At 72.1% G+C, this 19,047-nt stretch carries 16 protein-coding genes; 10 read left to right on the forward strand and 6 right to left on the reverse strand.

Translation table 11 applies throughout. The annotated features are described in order from the left end of the window. Positions 1–10: 10 nt before the first annotated feature. Positions 11–1,963, forward strand: a complete 1,953-nt coding sequence (locus NQZ70_RS48550) for a hypothetical protein (RefSeq protein WP_237244724.1) — start codon at positions 11–13, stop codon at positions 1,961–1,963. A 63-nt stretch (positions 1,964–2,026) separates the two neighbouring features. Here NQZ70_RS48550 and NQZ70_RS48555 read toward each other — a convergent pair whose 3' ends face one another. Genes NQZ70_RS48555 through NQZ70_RS48565 form a run of 3 tightly spaced genes read right to left on the reverse strand, consistent with a single transcriptional unit; the run spans position 2,027 to position 6,341 of the window. Next, positions 2,027–4,201, reverse strand: a complete 2,175-nt coding sequence (locus tag NQZ70_RS48555) for a DUF3488 and DUF4129 domain-containing transglutaminase family protein (RefSeq protein WP_129580301.1) — start codon at positions 4,199–4,201, stop codon at positions 2,027–2,029. Then, positions 4,198–5,430, reverse strand: coding sequence for a DUF58 domain-containing protein (locus tag NQZ70_RS48560; protein ID WP_129580302.1), 1,233 nt, complete (start codon positions 5,428–5,430; stop codon positions 4,198–4,200). The genes NQZ70_RS48555 and NQZ70_RS48560 overlap by 4 nt, the downstream gene beginning before the upstream one ends. 8 nt (positions 5,431–5,438) lie before the next feature. After that, entirely contained in the window at positions 5,439–6,341 is a 903-nt protein-coding gene (locus NQZ70_RS48565) for a MoxR family ATPase (RefSeq protein ID WP_237244725.1), read from the reverse strand. Positions 6,342–6,652: 311 nt separating this feature from the next. Between NQZ70_RS48565 and NQZ70_RS48570 the strand changes: the two genes are divergently transcribed. The 6 genes from NQZ70_RS48570 to NQZ70_RS48595 all read left to right on the forward strand — a co-directional run bounded on the left by NQZ70_RS48570 (position 6,653) and on the right by NQZ70_RS48595 (position 12,912). Beyond that, positions 6,653–7,849, forward strand: coding sequence for a decaprenyl-phosphate phosphoribosyltransferase (locus tag NQZ70_RS48570; protein ID WP_237244726.1), 1,197 nt, complete (start codon positions 6,653–6,655; stop codon positions 7,847–7,849). Then, positions 7,849–8,589 carry a type II CAAX prenyl endopeptidase Rce1 family protein gene (locus NQZ70_RS48575; protein WP_129580304.1) on the forward strand — a complete coding sequence of 247 codons (741 nt, stop codon included), beginning with the start codon at positions 7,849–7,851 and terminating at the stop codon, positions 8,587–8,589. Before NQZ70_RS48570 ends, NQZ70_RS48575 begins: the two co-directional genes overlap by 1 nt. 202 nt (positions 8,590–8,791) lie before the next feature. After that, positions 8,792–9,454 (forward strand): NUDIX hydrolase, encoded by a 663-nt coding sequence (locus NQZ70_RS48580; protein WP_129580305.1) that lies wholly within the window; start codon positions 8,792–8,794, stop codon positions 9,452–9,454. Further along, positions 9,454–10,401: an NAD(+)/NADH kinase gene (locus NQZ70_RS48585; RefSeq protein WP_129580306.1), complete on the forward strand. Its 948-nt coding sequence runs from the start codon at positions 9,454–9,456 to the stop codon at positions 10,399–10,401. Before NQZ70_RS48580 ends, NQZ70_RS48585 begins: the two co-directional genes overlap by 1 nt. A 603-nt stretch (positions 10,402–11,004) precedes the next feature. Beyond that, positions 11,005–11,340: an HU family DNA-binding protein gene (locus NQZ70_RS48590; RefSeq protein ID WP_129580307.1), complete on the forward strand. Its 336-nt coding sequence runs from the start codon at positions 11,005–11,007 to the stop codon at positions 11,338–11,340. A gap of 144 nt (positions 11,341–11,484) precedes the next feature. After that, a complete protein-coding gene (locus NQZ70_RS48595) occupies positions 11,485–12,912 on the forward strand; it encodes an AarF/ABC1/UbiB kinase family protein (protein ID WP_129580308.1) in 1,428 nt (475 codons plus the stop codon). On the opposite strand, the gene NQZ70_RS48600 is transcribed toward NQZ70_RS48595, so the two are convergent. Beyond that, the gene (locus NQZ70_RS48600; RefSeq protein ID WP_237244727.1) at positions 12,909–13,580 is read right to left on the reverse strand and encodes a hypothetical protein; all 672 of its coding nucleotides are present in this window, start codon (positions 13,578–13,580) and stop codon (positions 12,909–12,911) included. The genes NQZ70_RS48595 and NQZ70_RS48600 overlap by 4 nt on opposite strands. 100 nt (positions 13,581–13,680) lie before the next feature. Between NQZ70_RS48600 and NQZ70_RS48605 the strand changes: the two genes are divergently transcribed. Next, positions 13,681–14,958, forward strand: a complete 1,278-nt coding sequence (locus NQZ70_RS48605; RefSeq protein ID WP_165374710.1) for a citrate synthase — start codon at positions 13,681–13,683, stop codon at positions 14,956–14,958. 83 nt (positions 14,959–15,041) lie between these two features. On the opposite strand, the gene NQZ70_RS48610 is transcribed toward NQZ70_RS48605, so the two are convergent. Together NQZ70_RS48610 and NQZ70_RS48615 are read right to left on the reverse strand one after the other, a co-directional pair. Next, the gene (locus NQZ70_RS48610) at positions 15,042–16,265 is read right to left on the reverse strand and encodes a serine/threonine-protein kinase (RefSeq protein WP_129580310.1); all 1,224 of its coding nucleotides are present in this window, start codon (positions 16,263–16,265) and stop codon (positions 15,042–15,044) included. 91 nt (positions 16,266–16,356) lie between these two features. Continuing rightward, a complete protein-coding gene (locus NQZ70_RS48615) occupies positions 16,357–16,578 on the reverse strand; it encodes a hypothetical protein (RefSeq protein WP_129580311.1) in 222 nt (73 codons plus the stop codon). 156 nt (positions 16,579–16,734) lie between these two features. Between NQZ70_RS48615 and NQZ70_RS48620 the strand changes: the two genes are divergently transcribed. Together NQZ70_RS48620 and NQZ70_RS48625 are read left to right on the forward strand one after the other, a co-directional pair. Next, the gene (locus NQZ70_RS48620) at positions 16,735–17,859 is read left to right on the forward strand and encodes a hypothetical protein (RefSeq protein WP_129580312.1); all 1,125 of its coding nucleotides are present in this window, start codon (positions 16,735–16,737) and stop codon (positions 17,857–17,859) included. Positions 17,860–17,932: 73 nt separating this feature from the next. Beyond that, on the forward strand, positions 17,933–18,973 hold the full coding sequence (locus tag NQZ70_RS48625; RefSeq protein ID WP_237244729.1) for a hypothetical protein: 1,041 nt from the start codon (positions 17,933–17,935) through the stop codon (positions 18,971–18,973). The last annotated feature ends 74 nt before the right edge of the window (positions 18,974–19,047 follow it).

The raw sequence follows: 19,047 nt of genomic DNA on the forward strand, positions 1-19,047 counted from the left end.
TGGCCGCCCGGTGAGCTCCGGAGAGAAACGCTGCTGGCTCGATCGGTTGCTCGCCTTCCTGTCGGCCGCGCTGCCCTTCGGGCTCTCGCTGGCCCGCGCCGCCTCGTCAGGGCAATGGCGAGAGGATCTCACGGCCGTCCGGGACCTCGGCCTCGTCGCGGTCGGGGTCGGCGGCGGCCTCTCGACCGCGGTCTCGCAGGCGCTGAGCCTGCTCCCGCTGGGCTCGCGCACCTTCCGCACCGCCCTCGGCTCGGCGCTCGCGCTCGCGCTCGCGTCGCGCCTGCTCTACGAGATGGTCCGCCGGCTCCTCCTGGAGTCCGCGCGGCCGGCGCCCCTCCCCGGGCTCTCGCTCCTCCGCAAGCTCCTCGGCGGCGCCGCCGACGCGATCCCGGCCGCGGCGCGGCCCGCGCAGGCCGCGCCCGGCGGCGACGCGAGCCCGCGGCTCGCCGCCGCGCTGTCGGCGATCGCCGTCCTCACGGCGGCGCTGTCGCCGACCTGGCAGCGGGAGGCGACGGTCGGCGGCGGCGCCATGCTCGCCACCTGCTGCGCGCTCGTGGCCCTCGCGCTCGCGTCGATCTGCGCCGAGCAGGCGCGGCACGCGGGGCGCGCGTGGATCGCGCTCGGCGCGGTCCTCGGGGCCACGTTCGCCGAGAGCCCTCCCGCCGGCCTCGCGGCGATGGCGGCGTCGCTCGCGATGATCCTCGCCCGCCGGGGCCTCGGCGGGGAGGCGGCGGCCGCGGGCCCGCCCCGGCGCCTGCTCGGCGCCGCCGCCGGCGCGGGCGCGCTCACGGCCGCGCTCCTCCTCGCGCCGCTCGCGCTCCGGCCGCTCGCGCCGCGCGCGTGGGCCGACATCGGCCGCGCGCTCACGGCGGGGAGCCTCGCCGCCCTCGACGTCGCGAGCGCGCGCACCACGGCGCTCGCCGCGTGGAGCCGCGAGATCGGCGTCGTCTCCCTGCTCATCGCCGCGGCCGGCCTCGCGCTCTCGCTCCTGCGCCCGCGCGCGCGGTGGCTCGTCGCGCCGTTCCTCGTGCTGCTCGCGCTCGACACCCTCCTGCCCGCGCGCGCGGCCGGCGTGCTCTCCGCGGATCCGCTCACCCCGCTGCGGTCGCTCGCGGTCGCGGCGATCGCCGTCGGCTCGGCGCTCGGGGCGCACGCGGCGGTCCGGGCGCTGCTCGACACGCGCGTGCCGTTCTCGCGGAGCGGCGCGGTGCTGCTCGTCGTCTTCCAGCTGACGCTGGTCGCGCTGACGAGCGAGGAGGCCGGCTTCGCCGCCGACCGGAGCGAGCAGGCGGCCGCCGAGGTCTGGACCGACGAGGCGTACGGCAGCCTCGATCCGAGCTCCGCCATCCTCGTGCGCTCGCCGGCGATCGCGTGGCGGGTCTGGGCGGCGCGGATCACGCGCGGCGAGCGGCCGGACGTCCTCGTGGTCCCGATCCCGCTGCTCGATCGCGGCCACGTCGCGGCGAGCCTGCTCGCCGAGGAGCGCAAGCTCGCGCCGCTCCTGCGCGACTTCGCGCTCGCGGGCGAGCCCACCGAGTTCGCGCTCTCCACGCTGGCCGACGTCCGGCCCCTCTACGTGGAGCTCGATCCGCGCTGGTCGAAGAGGCTCCTCGGCCACCTGAACGTCGCCGGGATCTGGCTCGAGTACGCCCCGCAGCCGCTCGGCCCCTCGGATCGCAAGCTGGCGACCGCGCAGTCGATCGTGCCGATCAAGCGCGTGCTGGAGGCGCTCTCGGCCGCCGCGGTGCCGGACACATCGACGGCGACGGTCCTCGCGTCCACGATGCGAGGCCAGTCGAACGTCGTCAGCCTTCTGGGCGAGCGCGTCGTGGCGCAGTCGTTCGTGGACCGGCTGGGCGAGCTCGCGGCCCAGGACCCGTTCGTCTCCGGCGGCCCGACCCGCCGCGCCGTCACCGGCATCCGCCAGGCGTTCATCGCGAAGCGCCCCGTGCGGCGCCGCTGAGCAGGCGGCGCGCGCGGCCGAGCGGCGCTGCGCGGAGCGCGCCGCGCGCCGCCCCGGCCGCGATCAGGGCGACGCGTGGAGCCCGACGTCGCTCGCCGCGAGCGCGCGGCGATCGGCCGAGCGCAGCGCCTTGACGCGTCGCTCGAAGTCGCGGCTGTCGCCCTCGGTGAGCTGCGCCCCGCCGAAGCGGGCGCGCAGGTAGACCTGCGTGAGCTGCAGGATCTCGCGCGCCAGCGGGTGGTCCGCGTGCTCCAGCGCCTCGGCGTGGCGCAGCGGCGGCATGCTGGGCGGGCGCGGCACGCCCTGCGCGAGCATGGCGGCCTCCAGGCTCTCGTAGAGCGCGGTCGCCAGGATCGCGCTCGGGGTGCGCCCCCCGTCGGCGCGCGACTCCTCGCGCCCGCGGCGCGCGCGGCGGAAGCGCCAGTAGAGCAGGCCGCCGCCCAGCGCGAGCGCGACGGCGGCGACGGCGAGGATCCGCGGGCGCGACAGCGCGACGTCGCCGCTCGAGCCGGACCTCCGGTAGCGCGACGTGAGCGTCTGGAGCAGGCTCACCTGCTGGTTCAGGTCGTAGCCGACGATGTGCCTGTCCCAGCGCTGGCTCGTCGCCTCGATGAAGTCGCGGAGGTACGCCCAGACCCCGACCAGCTCGCTCTTCGGCGCCGCGTCGGCCGGCGGCGTCGGATCGAACGTCTGCCACCCCTCGCCGTCGAGGAACACCTCGACCCACGAGTGGGCGTCGCCCTGGCGCACGGCGTAGAACCGGCCGAAGCGGTTGTAGGTGCCGCCGACGAAGCCGGTCACGTTGCGCGTCGGCACGTCCACCACGCGCAGCAGGATCGCCATCGCCGTCGAGTAAAACTCGCAGTGCCCGCGCTTCGACTCGAACAGGAAGTGATCGAGCGGCTGCGGGTCCGCCCCCGACGGCGACGCGAGGTCGTACCGGTACTCCGAGCGCAGGCGATCCTGGACCGCCCGCGCTCGGTCGGCCGGGCGCTCCAGGCCCTGCGTCCATTGCTGCGCGAGCTCGACGACGCGCGGCGGCAGATCCTTCGGCAGCTCCAGGTAGCGCCGCCGCTCGCCCGCCGGGAGGCGCTGGAACGTCGGCGACCGCTTTCGCGACAGGAAGACGTCGTAGACGAGCCCGCGGTCGTCGAGGGGCTGGTACCGGAACTCCCCCTCCGGCCCGCGGTGGGCCATCGTGTTCGCGTCGACCCCGAGCTGCCCGCGGCTCTTGAACCGGAGCCCCGTCGCGTTCGGCGGGATGAAGATCACGGGCGGATCGATGGGCTCGAGATCGATGCGCATCACCGGATCGACCGACGGATCCGGGTACCGCTCGATCGGCACGAGCCCCCCGTCGCTCTCCGTCGGGCGCTTGAACGTCTCGCTCTGCGTCCAGGTGCGGCCGTCGTACGCGTCGAGCGCGGTGCCGCGCAGGTGCATGGTGAGGCGCGGCGGCGGCGGCTCCGGGAGATCGGGGATCTCGACCCGCATCGCCAGCTTTGGATCGCTGCGCAACACGCCGACCGCGCCCAGGTCGACCTTGCCCGAGAAGCCGATCATCCGCCCCGTGTGGCCGCGGTTCAGGAGGAGCAGCGAGAGGCCGACGCGCGGGAAGATGACGAACAGGAGCGCGGTGAAGACGAAGATCGGGATCGAGAGCAGGCAGGTGACGGCGAGGAACGAGCGCCCGACGACCCGCCTGGAGCGCAGGATGCGCGGCACGTCCACGGGCAGCCCGGTCCGGTCGCGCGCCCCCTGCCGGTAGTTGCCCTCGACCTCGCGCCTGAGATGGCTGAGCACGAGGGCGCCGGGCGCGACGACGAGCACGCCGAGGAAGCACAGCCCGTAGCCGAGGCCGCCGCCGAGGACGGTCCCGGCGATGAGGTGCAGGAGCGCGAGCACGATGACCTGCTGGTCGTGCGCCGCGCCCTTGCGCGTCGCGAGCCGGATGATCTGCAGCGCCGCGGCGAACTCCACGAGCACGTCGAGCACGCTCGCGTCGGTCGCGACGATGCGGATCACCTGGACGGCGATGACGACCAGGAGGACGCCGGTGTCGAGGTGGCGGAGCGCCGGGTGCCGCTGCCAGGACTCGCGCACGACGAGCGCGAGCGCGAGGCCGATGAGGATGGCCCAGCTCACGTAGCGGTTGAACTGCCCGCTGGCGACGAGGGCGATGACGCCGAGCGCCGCGAGCGCGTCGGTCATGACCCGATGCACCATCCCGAATCTCATGAAGCGGTCCTCGGCGTGCTGGTGCGGCGCTCGCCGCTCGTGGGGCCAGGGCTGGAGACCTGCCGCGCGGGCGCCCGGGCGGCGCGCCCTTCGCCGAGCTCCGGCAATCGCCCCTCGTCCACCGCCTCGATCAGCGCCAGGAACCGGAGGATCGCGTCGGAGCCGATGTTGCGGTCGCCGCGCACCCGGTCGCCCAGCGTCGTCGCGACGACCACCGCGTCGCCGCGCTTGATGTGGGCGACCGCGCGCGAGGCCGCCTCGCGGATCCTGCGCTCGAAGGTCTGCGCGAACCCGTCGCCTTCGCCGGCGGGGCGCACCGTGTCGACGACGATCCGCACGTCGGGCCGCGTCTCCCGGGTGCGCTCGCGCAGCACCAGCTGGTCGCGCATCGTGCTCTTCTTCCAGTAGATGTCGCGCGGATCGTCGCCGTCGCGCATCGGCCGCAGCCCGAACGTCTCGTCGCCGCCCCCGCGCCCGCTGAGGCTCGCGCCGCCCTCGCGCCGCCCCGCGTCCTCGACCGGGAGCCGCACCGGATCGACGGCGGGGTAGATGATGAGATCCCCCTCGGCCTCGACCTCGCGCGATTTCTCGAACAGCCCGAAGGGGAAGCGGGTCGCGATGCGGAACCCGGTGTGCCGGTCGCGGCCGCGCTTCGCCGGCGTCCGCCGGTAGGCGGCCACCTGCGCGCTGGAGGGGCTGATCTTCAGGAAGAAGCAGCGCTTGTCGGCCGGCTGGCCTGCGCGCAGGTCCTCGACCTCGATCGCGTACGACGGCACGCGCTTCTTGTGGTTGTAGACCTCGATCTCGACGAGGTGCGCCCGGCCCACCTGGGCGCGGGCCGGGAGCCGCCGGGTCACGGTGAGGTGTCGGAGCGACAGGTCGCTCATCACGCCGGAGACGACGATCAGCGACAGCAGCATCCCGAGCAGCAGGTAGAGGAGGTTGTTGCCCGTGTTGATCGCCGCGAAGCCGACGCCCAGCGTGATCCCGAGGTAGTACTTCCCCTCCCGGGTGAACTTGAGCTTCCGGGGCGGCCTCAGCGCCAGCAGGACCTTCGTCCATGACGACGCCTGCTCCCCGCGCGACGGCAAGAGCGGCCGCTGCTCGATCGGGGGCCGCTCGCGCCTCGGACGGCTCGGCCGGATGGCGCTGCGCGCCGCGCCGCCTTCGCGCTCGGCGCCGCGGGAGCTGCCGCTGAGAGATCCCCGCTCCCGGTCCTCTGCGCCCATCGCCCCCTCTAGAGCGGGACCGGCACCCGCGCCACGAGGTCGCGCACCGCGGCCTCGCACTCGTCGCGGGTCGGCATGTAGCCCTCCGCGTGGGCCGAGAGCCGGACCCGGTGCGCCAGCACGGCGACCGCGAGGTCATGGATGTCGTCCGCGATACAGTACGAGCGGCCGTAGAGGACGGCGCGCCCCCGGGCCGCGCGCGCCAGGTTCATGCCGGCGCGCGGCGAGGCGCCCAGCGAGAGGGTCGGGCTCGAGCGCGTGGCCGCGAGCACCGCCTGCAGGTAGGTCGCGAGCGACGAGTCGAGCTCGACGCGATCGACCTCGCGCTGCAGCGCCACGAGCTGCGCCGGATCGATGATCTGCGGCACGTTCCGCGCGCGATCGGGCTCGCCGCCCTGGAGGAGCAGCCGCATCTCCACCTGGGGCGGCGGGTACCCGATCCGGATCCGCACCATGAACCGGTCGAGCTGCGACTCCGGCAGCGGAAAGGTGCCCGCGAAATCCTGCGGGTTCTGGGTCGCGAGCACGAAGAACGGCTCCGGCAGCGGCGTCGCCGTCCCCTCGATGGACACCTGCCCCTCGTTCATCGCCTCGAGCAGCGCCGACTGGGTCCGCGGGCTCGCCCGGTTGATCTCGTCGGCGAGCAGGACGTTCGCGAAGATCGGCCCCTGGCGGAACACGAACTGCCCGATCCGCTGGTCGAAGACGCTCACCCCGAGGACGTCGCTCGGCAGGAGATCGCTGGTGAACTGAACGCGACGGAGCTCGCCCCCTACGGCCTTCGCCAGCGCTCGCGCCAGCGTCGTCTTGCCGACGCCGGGCACGTCCTCGATGAGGACATGGCCCCGGGCGAGCAGCGCGATGAGCGCCAGCTCGACCGCCTCTGGCTTCCCTTCGAGGGCCTGCTCCACGGCAGAGCGAAGCTTCAGAAGAAGTGGCGAAGCTTCACGCGCGACCGAGAGCGCTGATGTCATCACGGGCGATGGTAGCACGAGGTTACGGCCAGCCTGCGGGGATGCGCATTTTGCGTTCCACAAGCCGGGGCGGCCGGTGCGAACGCGGATTCGCGACGCGCGCCGCCGGACCGCGGGCCCGGGTGCGCTGCGCCACGTTCTCCCAGGCTCGTCGGCTGGGCCCCGGGGCGCTCGGCCTGCCGCCGCCGCTCGGTTCCGACAGTCCCGAGCGTCCACGCTCCTGCTCTTTTGCCTGCCGCGGAATGGCCGTGACCAGGGCTCCCGGGTATGCTCCGGCCGCCGTGACCGCCTCGGGTCCTCTCTTTCGCCACAGCGCCCCCGCCTTGCCTGCCCAGGAGGCGCCGGGCGCCGATGCTCGCCCGGACGCCGGCGCGCTGGACAACCCTGCGCCGGCCGAGCAGGTCGGCTCACCCGCCGCGATGAGCTCCGTCCCCGCCGGCAAGCCTCCCTCGTCGCCGCCGCGGAGCGGCGTGCCGAGCTCGCGTCCGCCGGAGAGCGGCCCCCCCTCGGGCGGCCTGATCGCGCAGCCGCCCATCCTGCCCGACTCGCCCAAGGGGACGCTGCTCTGGCGCGTGCGCGGGATGGTCCGGGCGATGCGCCCCCACCAGTGGGTGAAGAACCTCTTCGTCCTCGCCCCGGTGGTGTTCGCCAAGCACCTGACCCACCCCTCGATCATCATGAGCGCGGTCGGGGCCTTCGCGATCTTCTGCCTGCTCGCCGGCGCCGTCTACATCCTGAACGACATCGTCGACGTCGAGGCCGATCGGGTCCACCCGGTCAAGCGTTTCCGGCCGATCGCCTCGGGGCGCGTGCCGATCCCGGTCGCCAAGGCGATGGCGGTCGGCCTCGCGGTCATCGCGCTCGGCGCCAGCCTGCTCGGCCCGCCGCTCTTCGCGGTGGTCGCCGCCAGCTACTACGTCCTCAACGTCGCCTACTCGTTCCGGCTCAAGAAGATCGCGTACCTCGACGTCGGCTGCATCGCGGTCTTCTTCGTGTTGCGCGTGCTCGCCGGCGGCTTCGCGACGAAGACGCCGCTCTCCGGCTTCATGATCGCCTGCACCGCCCTGCTCGCGCTCTTCCTCGGCTTCGGCAAGCGCCGCCACGAGCTCGCGTGCGCCAACGCCTCGAAGCAGCGCGCGGCGCTGGACGCCTACACGCCCGGCGCCCTGACGGCGGCGCTCGCCGTGACCGGCGTCGCCACCATCGGCACCTACCTCGCGTACACGCTCGATCACGACACGCAGCGCTTCTTCGAGAACCCGTACCTCTGGATGACGACGATCCACCCGCTCTTCGGGGTGATCCGGTTCCTCCAGCTCGTGGCCGGCAGCGCGAAGGCCGAGAGCCCCACCCAGGAGATCCTCCGGGACACCCCCTTCGTGCTGAACCTCGTCCTGTGGTCCGCGGAGGTGCTGGTCATCGTGTATCGCCTGAGGCCGTCCTGATGCTCGGCGCCGGGCCGGAGCTCGCCCGGCCGGGGGCGGCTCCTCCCGGCGACAAGCCGACCGCGAAGAGCGACGCGCTGACCGATCTGGCGCTGACGATGCCGATCTTCGTCCTCTACCACCTCGGCGTCGCCTTCCTCCCCATCCGCAACGCGGCGGATCCGGTCACCGCCGAGCTCCGCGCGCTCGCCAAGCACAGCCTCCCGCTCTACGCGGGCCTCACGTTCGCCGTCGGCGCCGCGTTCGTCATCATCCTCTCCGTCCTCGGCCGCGGCCACGCCCTGAAGACGCGGCGCTTCGCGCTGCTCGCCACCGAGGGCGCGCTCTACGCCATCCTCATGCGCTTCGCCGGCGCGTACGTGGTCGGCTCGCTCCGGCTCGGCCCGCCCGTCTCGTCGAACGACATCTTCACCGGGGTCGTGATGTCGCTCGGCGCCGGCTTTTACGAGGAGATCGCGTTCCGCGTCGGCCTCTACGGGCTCGGCGCGCTCGGGATCAAGCTCTTCTTCGGCCGAGGGGCCCAGGGGGTGGTGCTGCTGGTCGGGTGGGCGGTCGTGGCCGCGGCCGTCTTCTCCGGCTGGCACTACGTCGGCTCGATGGGCGACCCCTGGAACCTCCCCTCGTTCGTGTTCCGCATGGTGTGCGGGCTCGTGCTCACGGGGATTTACGTCTTCCGCGGCTTCGCGCCGGCGGTCTGGACCCACGCGCTCTACGACGTCTGGGTCCTCGTGCTCCGCTGAGCCCGGAGGCCGCGCCCGCGAGGGCGGGGCAGGGCGCCCCGCGTGCCACGCCCCCGTCATGGGCGCGCCGGTGGTCCTTCACCGGGCCGCCGCGGCCCGCGCGCCGCGCCGCCATGGGGGCGCGCGGCCGGCGCGCCTCGCCATCGGCGAGGGCGCAATCGCGATCGGCGGCCATTTGGCGCTATGCTTCGCGCCTCGACGCATGCGGCTACCTCCCTTCCCGAAGCTCGCGCTCAGGCTGGTCCAGACGATCCCCTCGCTGGACGGCCCTGGTTTCCTCAACGTGCGGCGCCAAGTGTTCCGCGTCGAGTTCCCGGACGGCTCGCTGAGCGACCCGTTCACGTACGACAGCGTCGATCGCGATCGCCTCGACGCGGTGGTGATCGCCCCGCATTACCGCGGCGCGGACGGGCGCCGTCATGTCTACCTCCGCTCGGCGCTGCGGCCTCCGGCCGCGACCCGCGCGCCCGAGGTGTGCCCGTTCCCGGAGGCGCCGACGCTCGGCGCGCTCTGGGAGCTGCCGGCCGGGCTCGTGGAGCTCGACGAGCGGAGCCCCGAGGGCCTGAAGCGCTCGGCCGCGCGCGAGCTGCTCGAGGAGGTGGGGTTCGACGTGCCCCCGTCCGAGCTGGAGCCGCTCGGCCCGTCGATGTTCCCGGCGCCCGGCATGGTGGGCGAGCGGCACTTCTATTTCCACGTCGAGGTCGATCCCGCGCGCCAGGGGGCGCCCCTCGAGGACGGCTCCCCGCTCGAGCGGCACGCCGTCATCGTGGCGGTCCCGCTCGACGAGGCGATCGAGCTCACCCGCCGCGGCGTGATCGAGGACGCGAAGACGGAGGTGGCGCTCCGGCGCCTCGCGGAGCTCTGATGGCGGAACAACCCCTCGCGCCCGCGCAGCGGCGTCCGCCCCGCGTCGCGCTCGTCGTCAAGCGCACTGCCTGGAGGATCTACCGCGACGAGCGGAAGGACCCGCGCATCACGCGGCTCATCGAGGCCGGCGACGCCGCCATCGCGCGCCTCAAGGCGTCGCACGAGGCACACGAGCAGACCGTGCGCGAGGTCAAGGCGGCGCTCGACGACCTCGGCGCCCGCGTCGAGATCCTCGCCGGCGCGGCGCAGTCGTTCGACGCGGGCGAGCTCGACCTCGTGATCACGGTCGGCGGCGACGGGACGCTCCTCAGCGCCTCGCACAACGTCGGCGACGTGCCGATCCTCGGCATCAACAGCGCCCCCGGCCACTCGGTCGGCTTCTTCTGCGGCGCGACGAGCGGCGACGCGGCCGACGCGATCGCGAAGGCGCTGCGCGGCTCGCTCCGCCGCACGGTGCTCACCCGCATGCAGGTCACGGTGAACGACAAGCTCGCCACCGCGCGCGTCCTGAACGACGCGCTCTTCTGTCATGTCTCCCCGGCGGCCACGTCGCGTTACGTGATCCGGCTGGGCAAGGTCGAGGAGGAGCAGAAGTCGAGCGGCTTCTGGATCGGCCCGGCGGCCGGCTCCACGGCCGCGCAGCGCTCCGCCGGCGGGCGCGTCCTGCCGCTCACCTCGACGCGCCTCCAGCTCGTCGTGCGCGAGCCCTACACCCCCCACGGCGAGGAGTACCGCTTCCGCCACGCGCTGATCCAGCCGGGCTCCGCGCTCGTCGTGCGGAGCAAGACGCACGACGCGAAGCTCTTCTTCGACGGGCCGATCCACTCGGTGAACGTCGGCTTCGGTGACGTGATGGAGTTCACGCAAGCGCCGCAGTCGCTGACCATCCTGGGCCTCTCGGCCAAGCGGAAGTGGGGCGCGGGCTCGGCGGTCAGCCGCCGCTAGGTTCGCGACGAGCCGCCGAAAGGTCCCGAGAGGCTCGCGACGAGCCCGCCGCCGCGAGGCCGCGATCCGCCGCCGCGAGGCCGCGATCCGCCGCCGCGAGGCCGCGATCCGCCGCCGCGAGGCCGCGATCCGCCGCTGCTGGGCGCGGGAGCTGCGCCGCTCGACCGCCTCGCGGGGCGCGGGGGCGAGGCGCGCCGCGCGCGCGGCGCTGGATCGAGCGGGTCGGCGCGGCGCGATCGCGCGCGCGGGGCGGGGTGGGGGGAGGGCCGTCGGCCGAGGAGGCTCGACCCGAGGAGGGCGCGCGCGGCCCAGATCGCCTTCAACGGAAGGGGATCGGGCGATCTCCTACCCCGAGCGCCCGGCGTCGGCCCGCCCTCGAGGCGGGCGCGTGAGGCCTCAAGAAGGGCCGATTTCGGCCGTTTTCCCGGGGTTTTGGCGACCCGCGTCAGGCCCCCCCGGCGGTCCTTCCGGCGGCGCGACGCGCCCCCCGGGGCATGAAACCCCTTTTTTTGTAGCTCCGATCGACGATTCGACACTGGATCTGCGGCGGCCGTTGTGTTTCCTTTGGCGCGCAAGAGGGCACAAACCTCAGGAGGAATGAACATGGCGGCGAAGAAAACGGACGGGAAGAAGAGCACGTCGCTCAGCAAGAGCGCGCTGATCAACGCGGTGGTCGAGGCGAACGAGAACGAGATCTCGCGCAAGCAGGTCAAGGCGATCCTCGAGGCGCTGACCGACATCGCGTACAAGGAGCTGAAGAAGAACGGCATCTTCACGATGCCCGGGTTCGCGAAGTTCCGCGTCGTCAAGAAGCCCGCCACCAAGGCGCGCGAGGGGATCAACCCGTTCACGAAGCAGCCGATGACGTTCGCGGCCAAGCCGGCCAGCAAGTCGGTCCGCGCTCGCCCGATCAAGGCGATCAAGGACGCGCTCTCCTGACCCTACCCGGCTCGCCGGAGGGCTCCTGGGCGCGGCGAAGGCCCGCGGCGGCCCCCTCTCCGGGACCTTGATCGTCCCCGGGGAGCGAGCATGGCTGGCCCCGCGCAGCCCCTGCGGTAGCATGGTGCGGCTGCTCTGCCGCACATGACGCTCGCCGTCCGACTCCTCCGCGCGCTGTTTGCGTTCTCGGTCATCCTGACGAGCTACCTGATCCAGCTGGGGCTCGGGCGGGTGTTCGCGAGGCGCCTCGGGAGCGGCGGCGCCGCGCGTGAGCTGCCCGGCTGGCTCGTCGCGCGCCGCGCCCGCGTCGATCAGAACAACGCCCGACGCCTGCTGCGGGCCATGCTCAAGCTGCGGGGCGTCTTCATCAAGCTCGGCCAGGTGCTGTCCATCATGGGCGGCTTCCTGCCGCGGGCCTACGGCAAGGAGCTCGAGCAGCTCCAGGACCAGGTGCCGCCCCACCCCTTCAGCGATCTCGAGGCCGCGCTGCGCGCGAGCTTCGGCCGCTCGGCGACCGAGCTGTTCGCGTCGATCGAGCGCGCGCCGCTCGCGGCCGCGTCGCTGGGGCAGGTGCACGTCGCGCGCCTGCGCGACGGCCGCAAGGTCGCGGTGAAGTTCCTCTACCCGGGCATCCGCGGGATCATCGCCGTCGATCTGCGCGTCCTGCGCCTCGCGATCCTCGTCTACAAGCGGTTCGTGCCGGTCGGGCGCATCGAGCGGGTGCACGAGTCGCTGGTCGACCTGCTCCGCCGCGAGACCGACTACCTGCACGAGGCCGCGTGCATGGAGCGGATGGCGCACAACTTCGAGGGGGACGCGGGCATCGCGTTCCCGGAGGTCATCCACGAGCTCACGACGCGCGACGTCCTCACGATGACGTTCATGGAGGGCATCAAGATCACCCGCCTCGACGCGCTGCAGAGCGCGGGGGTCCTGCCCTCGGACGTCGCGCTCAAGCTCGTGCAGGCCTTCTACAAGATGCTCTTTCTGGATCGCTTCTTTCACGCCGATCCGCACCCGGGGAACTTCCTCGTCGCCCCGCGGAGCGCGGAGGAGGGCGGCGGTTTTCGCCTGGTCGTCCTCGACTTCGGCGCGAGCTGCGAAGCCCGCGACGAGCTCATCGACGGGCTGCTCGATATCCTGAAGGGCATCTTCGCGCAGGACGACGCGGCGGTGGTGCGCGGCTTCCGGCGGATGGGGTTCGTCGCGCCAGGGGGCAACGACGCGCTCCTCGAGCGGACCGTGAAGGCCTATTTCGCGAAGCTGCTCAAGATCCGGGATCGCACGCCCGCGGCGCTGATGCGCGCCCGCCCCGAGCAGCTGGAGAAGCTGGCCGATCCCGAGCTGGAGCGCGGCGAGCTCCAGGAGCTGATGCGCTCGTTCGAGTACCCCGAGGACTGGTTCTACGTCGAGCGCGCCTGCGTGCTGCTCTTCTGGCTGGCCGCCCAGATCGATCCCAACCTCGACACCATGGCGGCGGGCTTCCCGTACCTGATGCCGCTGATGGCCGAGCGCGAGGCCAGGGTCGGGTCCGGCGGGGCGAGCGCGCCGGGCCGGCCGCCCGAGCGCTAGCGCGCCGGAGCGGGGCCGAAGCGCGGGCCGGGGCGGGTGAGCCCGAGCCGCGCCAGGGCGGGGGCATAGCTCGCGTCGCGATCCGCCATGATCTCGGCGAGCCTGGCCTTGACCTCGGCGATCCCAGCCCCTTGAAGGCGCCGGTAATTGTCCTCGGCCGGGTCCGCGGCGGGCTCGATGCCCGCCCCGGCCAGGACAGTCCCCGAATGGTTCAACCCTTCTGGAATTGTTTGAATGAACGGATCCGGCGCGTGCCGGAGGAGGCCGACGAGCCGGTGCGAGTTCGTCTCGTCCCCGGCCATCTCGGGGTGGAACGCGGCGAGGACCGGCGCGGGGTTGCGCAGCCGCCGCAGCTGTTCACCCAGGCGCGACGAGAACCGCTCGAACTGGGGCGACGGAGTGTGGATGCACGGGAAAATCAGGTGCACCACGGCGGACTCCGCCTCCGCCACGGCCGCCAGCGCCGTCTCCAGGACGGGCTCGCGGTCGAGCAGGACGTAAAAGCGTCCGAAACCGGTTGCGGCGTCGCGCATGAACGGGCACAGGCGATACCGAGCGACGACCTCGTCTGCGTAACGCCCGTGGACCCGGCGCACCTCGGCCGCCAGCCGAAGCGCCTCCGGGTGGTGGGCCAGCTCCCCCCGCACGACCGGCTCGCTCAAACGCATCACCTCAATTTCTTGGGGAAGCAATCTTCCCTCAGCTCGTGATAGCTTACGCCGCGCTGCGGCGGAAGGAGGAGGCGTGCAGGAGACCGCGAAGTTAACGCTGAACAAGAACGGTGTGGAGCAGACGATCGAGCTTCCGGTGATCACGGGCACCGAGGGGGAGAAGGCGATCGACGTCGCGTCCCTACGCGCGAAGACCGGGTACGTCTGCATCGACCCGGCGTTCGTCAACACGGCCTCGACCACGAGCTCCATCACGTTCCTCGATGGGGAGAAGGGCGTCCTCCGCTATCGCGGCATCCCGATCGAGCAGCTCGGCGAGAAGTCGACCTTCGTGGAGACCTCGTACCTCTTGATCTACGGCAAGCTGCCGAACAAGAGCGAGCTGTCGCGGTTCTCCACGCTGCTCACCCGGCACTCGCTGATCCACGAGGACATGAAGCGCTTCTTCGACGGCTACCCGTCGACGGCGCACCCGATGGCGATCCTGTCCGCGATGGTGCTCTCGCTGTCGAGCTACTACCCCGAGGCGATCGACGTGAAGAACACCGATCTCCTCGACATCACCATCGCGCGGCTGCTCTCGAAGGTGCGCACGATCGCCGCGTTCTCGTACAAGAAGTCGATCGGCCAGCCGTTCGTCTACCCGCACAACTCGCTCTCGTACTGCGCGAACTTCCTGAACATGATGTTCTCGGTCCCGGCGGAGCCGTACGAGATCGACGAGGACATCGTGAAGGTCCTCAACCTGCTGCTCATCCTGCACGCCGACCACGAGCAGAACTGCTCGACGTCGACGGTGCGCCTCGTCGGCAGCGCGAAGACGAACCTCTTCGCCTCGATCGCCGCGGGCATCTGCGCGCTGTGGGGCCCGCTGCACGGCGGCGCCAACCAGGAGGTCGTGACGATGCTCGAGGCGATCCGCGCCGACGGCGGCGACGTCTCGAAGTTCGTCAAGCTCGCGAAGGACAAGACCTCGGGCTTCCGCCTGATGGGCTTCGGCCACCGCGTCTACAAGAACTACGACCCGCGCGCGGTGCTCATCAAGGCGGCCGCCGACAAGATCCTGGCGAAGCTCGGCATCAAGGATCCGCTGCTCGACATCGCGCAGCGCCTCGAGGAGACCGCGCTGAAGGATCCGTACTTCGTCGAGCGGAAGCTCTACCCGAACGTCGACTTCTACAGCGGCATCATCTATCGCGCGCTCGGCTTCCCCACGAACATGTTCACCGTCATGTTCGCGCTCGGTCGCCTCCCCGGCTGGATCGCCCACTGGAAGGAGATGAACGACGATCCGAGCGGCAAGATCGGCCGCCCGCGGCAGATCTACACGGGCGAGAACGCCATCGCCTACACGCCGCTCGAGGATCGCTCCTGACCGCGGCGGGGCCCCTCGGCCCCGCCGGCAGCCCCTGTCCTCCACACCGCGTCTGCCGGCGGCGCCGGAGCCCGCGCTGCCCGTCAGCAGCTCAGCAGCAGCAGAACGACGATCACCGCCACGATGACGCCCGTGGCGAGCGAGGCACCGCCGACGAGCAGGAGCAGCTTGCCCGTCGACCATTGCGTGAGCGGCGCGCCGGAGCCGGGCGGCACCGTCGCGCTGTCGTCGAGCGTGCGCTCCGGCCGGCTCATCGAGTGGCTCGGCGCGGCGGCGTGCTCCAGCACGGTCGGCTGTGGGCGAGCGCTCGGCGACACGCCGCCGGGGGACGGTGTCATCGGCGGCGGCGCGAGCGGCGGCGCCGGCTGCGACAGCGGCTGGCCGGCGCGGATCCGCCCGTCGAGGACGGCCTGCGCGTACGGGGGGAGCCCGCCCGCGCGCACCGCGCGGACGTCCGCGCGCATGGTGTCCGCGTTGGGGTAGCGATGGAACTTGATGAACGCGAGCGAGCGATCGACCACGGCCGCGACCGCGGGCGAGATCCCGGGCGCGACCGAGGCGAGCGGCGGGGCCTGCTCGGTCGCCGCGGCGATGACCTCCATCGCCTCCGTCACGTCGCCGTGCACCTGCCGGCCCGAGAGCAGACGGAACATCGTCGCCCCGAGCCCGAAGAGATCCGTGCGGCCGTCGATGTCGTGGATGAGGCCTGTCGCCTGCTCCGGCGCCATGTACGTCGCCGTGCCCATGATCATGCCGGTCTTCGTCGCGGTCTTCTCGGGCAGGCCCGTGAGCCCGTCGACGACGCGCGCGATGCCGAAATCGAGCATGCGCACGCGGCCGTCGACCCCGAGGTGGATATTCTCGGGCTTCAGATCGCGGTGCACGACGCCGCGCGCGTGCGCGATCGCCAGCGTCTCGAGGACCTGATCCGCGAGCGCGAGCACCTCGCCGGGAGGCATCGTCCCGGTGCGCGCCATCCGATCGAAGAGCGTCTCGCCCTGGAGCACCTCCATCGTCAGGTACGCAAGCCCCTCCGCCGTCTCGCCCGAGCCGAGCACGCGCACCACGCCGGGCACCGCGTCCGCTCCCCCGAGCGAGTTGCCGATGAACCCCTCGCGCAGGAAGCGCTTCCGCACCTCCGCGATCGCGTTGAGCTCCGGGTGCAGCACCTTCAGCGCGACCTGCGAGCCGTCCGCCGCCCGCCCGAGCAGCACGCTCCCCATGCCGCCGGTGCCGAGCACGCGCTCGATCCACCACGTTCCTGCGAACGTCTTGCCGACCCAGTGCTCCGCGTCGTCGTCGTACACGAAAGGCGCCCTCGTTCGACCCGCGCCATCCGAGGAGCGGGATGCTCAGCGGCGAAGCAACTGGTAGGCCGCACCGCGGCGGGCGCGCAAGCTAATTGATGGAGGTCGTGCCGAAGCGGGCGTCGTCGTCAAGCCGGTCGGCCGCCGCCTTGAGCCCGGAGGCGACGCCGCGGAACGCGTCCGCCGGCATGCGAAACGTCACGCCGGGGCCGAGGAGTGTCACGTGGACGGTACCGCACCCGCACCGGGTGACGCGCGTCGCCTCATTCGAGGCGAGCTCCGTGTGTGGACCGCATTTCTTGGACGCCGCCATGGTTGAACCTCTCCCACATCCTAGCAGCTCCTACCCCCGTTCGGCCACGACGGCCCGGCTCGCGCCGGATCCCTGCCGGCCGCGTGACATGATGGTCCTGAAATTGCCCGAGGGTGTATATCTCCATCATTGCTGCTGCATTGCCTGGAGGACCTCATGGCTGCTCGACGGCTGACGTTCGGTTTGCTTGCCCTTGTGCTGGGTGCCGCTGCCTGCATTGACGACCGCCCGGGCCCTGGACCGGGCTCGACGGGCTCCGGTCCGGGGCCGACGGTCGACGAGTCGCTGCTCGATCCGCCTCCGGTGGGCGACGGCTTCCAGATGCAGACGGAGGACATCGAGGTGCCTCCGGGGGTCGAGCAGCAGGACTGCTACTTCTTCAAGGTCAGCGAGCTCGCCGCGTCGAACGGGCTCGACCCGCGGGCGCCCGTGAACCTCCACCGCGTGCAGATCGCGCAGCGCGACGGCTCGCACCACATGAACATCTTCCGGGTGCGGACCATCAAGGGGCTGGGGCCGGAGGGCGGGCTCATCCAGAAGAACCAGAACGGCGTGGGCGAGTGCTTCAAGAGCCCCAACTGGGCGGACTGGCCGCTCATCGCGAACTCGCAGCAGAACGGCCGGCTCGACTGGGAGTTCCCCGAGGGCGTCGCGAACGTCCTCCAGCCCGACGAGTGGCTCATGCTGCAGACGCATTACGTGAACGCGACGTCGCAGAAGACCCCCCAGGCGGTCGGCCGCGTCCGGGTGAACTTCTGGTCGCTGCCCGACGAGCAGGTGACGGCCGAGATGGGCACCGTCTTCGCGACAAAGCAATCGATCCGCGTCTGCCAGTCGAATCCGCGGCCCACGTTCGAGGGCTCGTGCCAGATCAACAGCCCCTCTCCCGTGCGGGTCATCGGCGCCAACGGCCATTTCCACAGCCGGGGCACGCAGTTCGACATGTACGCGTGGGACGGCACATCCATCGGCACGCCCCCGGCCTCGGATCGCTTCTACACCTCGAATGCGTGGGACGACCCGCCGATGCTCATCGCACCGCAGCTCGACCTGGAGCTCCCGAAGAACGGCGGCGTCTGGTACGGCTGCACCTTCGAGTGGCAGCCGCCGGACCCCTCCGTCGGCTGCAGCGGCCTCGACGAGTACGACGCGACAAAGAACGGGACCTCCGAGGAGCAGCTCGATTGCTGCTACACGTTCGGCCCGATCGTCGAGAAGAACGAGCACTGCAACATCTTCGTCTACTACTATCCGAAGCAGGACGACGTGTTCTGCAACTGAGCCCCGGACAGGCGCGCGCCGCGCGCGTCGACAGGATCCCTCCAGGCTGGTCTTCACCCCGATGCGCACCTGCTTGCATCCCGTTGCCGCGATGGCGCTCGGGGCGGCCGCCCTCGCCGGCTGCCCCGGCGATCCTGCGACGCCGCCGTCCGAGGACGGACCGCCGGCGTGGCGCGTGCTGCTCGACGAGGGCGACCTCGATCGCGCGGTCCTGTCGATCTGGGGGTCGGCGCCGGACGACGTGTTCGCCGTCGGGGGGCCGCTCGGCAACACCGGGCGCGCGTCGCTCGCGCTGCATTACGATGGGTCGACGTGGCGCGAGCTCCCTGCCGGCGGGGAGGAGACGTTCTGGTGGGTGTCCGGCTCCGGGCCGAAGGACGTCTGGATGGTCGGCGAGCGCGGTCGCGCCGCGCGCTGGGACGGAGCAGCGTTTACCGAGCACGAGACCGGGACGGACGCTACGCTGTGGGGCGTAATCGCGTTCGCTCCCGACGACGCCTGGGCCGTCGGCGGCACGCCCGGCAGCGGCGCGGGGGTGGAGAAGGATATCGTCCTTCACTGGAACGGCAGCGCATGGTCGAGAGAGCCGCTGCCCGAGGCGCCCGGCCGCGCGCTCTACAAGGTTTGGGGGGAGTCGTCCGACGACCTCTATGCCGTCGGTGAATTCGGCGTGATCTGGCACCGCGCGGGCCCGACCTGGGAATTGCAGTCCGAACCGCCGATCGCGCAGGGCACCCTGTTCACGGCCGCCGGCTGCGGCCGTGAAGAGGTGTACGCGGTCGGCGGGAGAGATGTGCTCCGCTCGGACGGCGAGGCGTGGCGCCGCCTCGACATCGAGCTCACCAACGACGTGAACGGCGTCGCCTGCGGCCGCCCGGGCGAGGTCGCGATCGTCGGCTATGGAGGCCTCAAGCAGCGCCTCGTCGATGGGGCCTGGATCGACGAGTTCACGGAAGAGCCGTATGCCGACCTGCACGCCGTCTGGGCCGACGGGGAAGGGGCCTTCTGGGCGGTCGGCGGCGACTTCCTCAGCCAACCGACCCCGGGCAGGGCGCGCAAGGGCGTGGTGGCGCGCTACGGGAAAGGGCTGATCGCCGACACTGTGAGCCGCTGATCACCGGACCGCAGGATCTCTCACCTGTCCGGACATGCGATCAGTGTGGCATGTCGCGCCATCGCGCCGTGAAC

It is taken from the genome of Sorangium sp. So ce836 (assembly GCF_028553905.1).
Lineage (GTDB): Bacteria > Myxococcota_A > Polyangia > Polyangiales > Polyangiaceae > Sorangium > Sorangium cellulosum_D.

Bases quoted from the DNA above. Each gene is read 5' to 3' on its own strand.
- NQZ70_RS48595 (WP_129580308.1), top strand. From the start codon at position 11,485: ATGACGCTCGCCGTCCGACTCCTCCGCGCGCTGTTTGCGTTCTCGGTC.
- NQZ70_RS48580 (WP_129580305.1), top strand. From the start codon at position 8,792: ATGCGGCTACCTCCCTTCCCGAAGCTCGCGCTCAGGCTGGTCCAGACG.
- NQZ70_RS48585 (WP_129580306.1), top strand. From the start codon at position 9,454: ATGGCGGAACAACCCCTCGCGCCCGCGCAGCGGCGTCCGCCCCGCGTC.
- NQZ70_RS48575 (WP_129580304.1), top strand. From the start codon at position 7,849: ATGCTCGGCGCCGGGCCGGAGCTCGCCCGGCCGGGGGCGGCTCCTCCC.
- NQZ70_RS48555 (WP_129580301.1), bottom strand. From the start codon at position 4,201: ATGAGATTCGGGATGGTGCATCGGGTCATGACCGACGCGCTCGCGGCG.
- NQZ70_RS48560 (WP_129580302.1), bottom strand. From the start codon at position 5,430: ATGGGCGCAGAGGACCGGGAGCGGGGATCTCTCAGCGGCAGCTCCCGC.
- NQZ70_RS48590 (WP_129580307.1), top strand. From the start codon at position 11,005: ATGGCGGCGAAGAAAACGGACGGGAAGAAGAGCACGTCGCTCAGCAAG.
- NQZ70_RS48620 (WP_129580312.1), top strand. From the start codon at position 16,735: ATGGCTGCTCGACGGCTGACGTTCGGTTTGCTTGCCCTTGTGCTGGGT.
- NQZ70_RS48600 (WP_237244727.1), bottom strand. From the start codon at position 13,580: ATGCGTTTGAGCGAGCCGGTCGTGCGGGGGGAGCTGGCCCACCACCCG.
- NQZ70_RS48615 (WP_129580311.1), bottom strand. From the start codon at position 16,578: ATGGCGGCGTCCAAGAAATGCGGTCCACACACGGAGCTCGCCTCGAAT.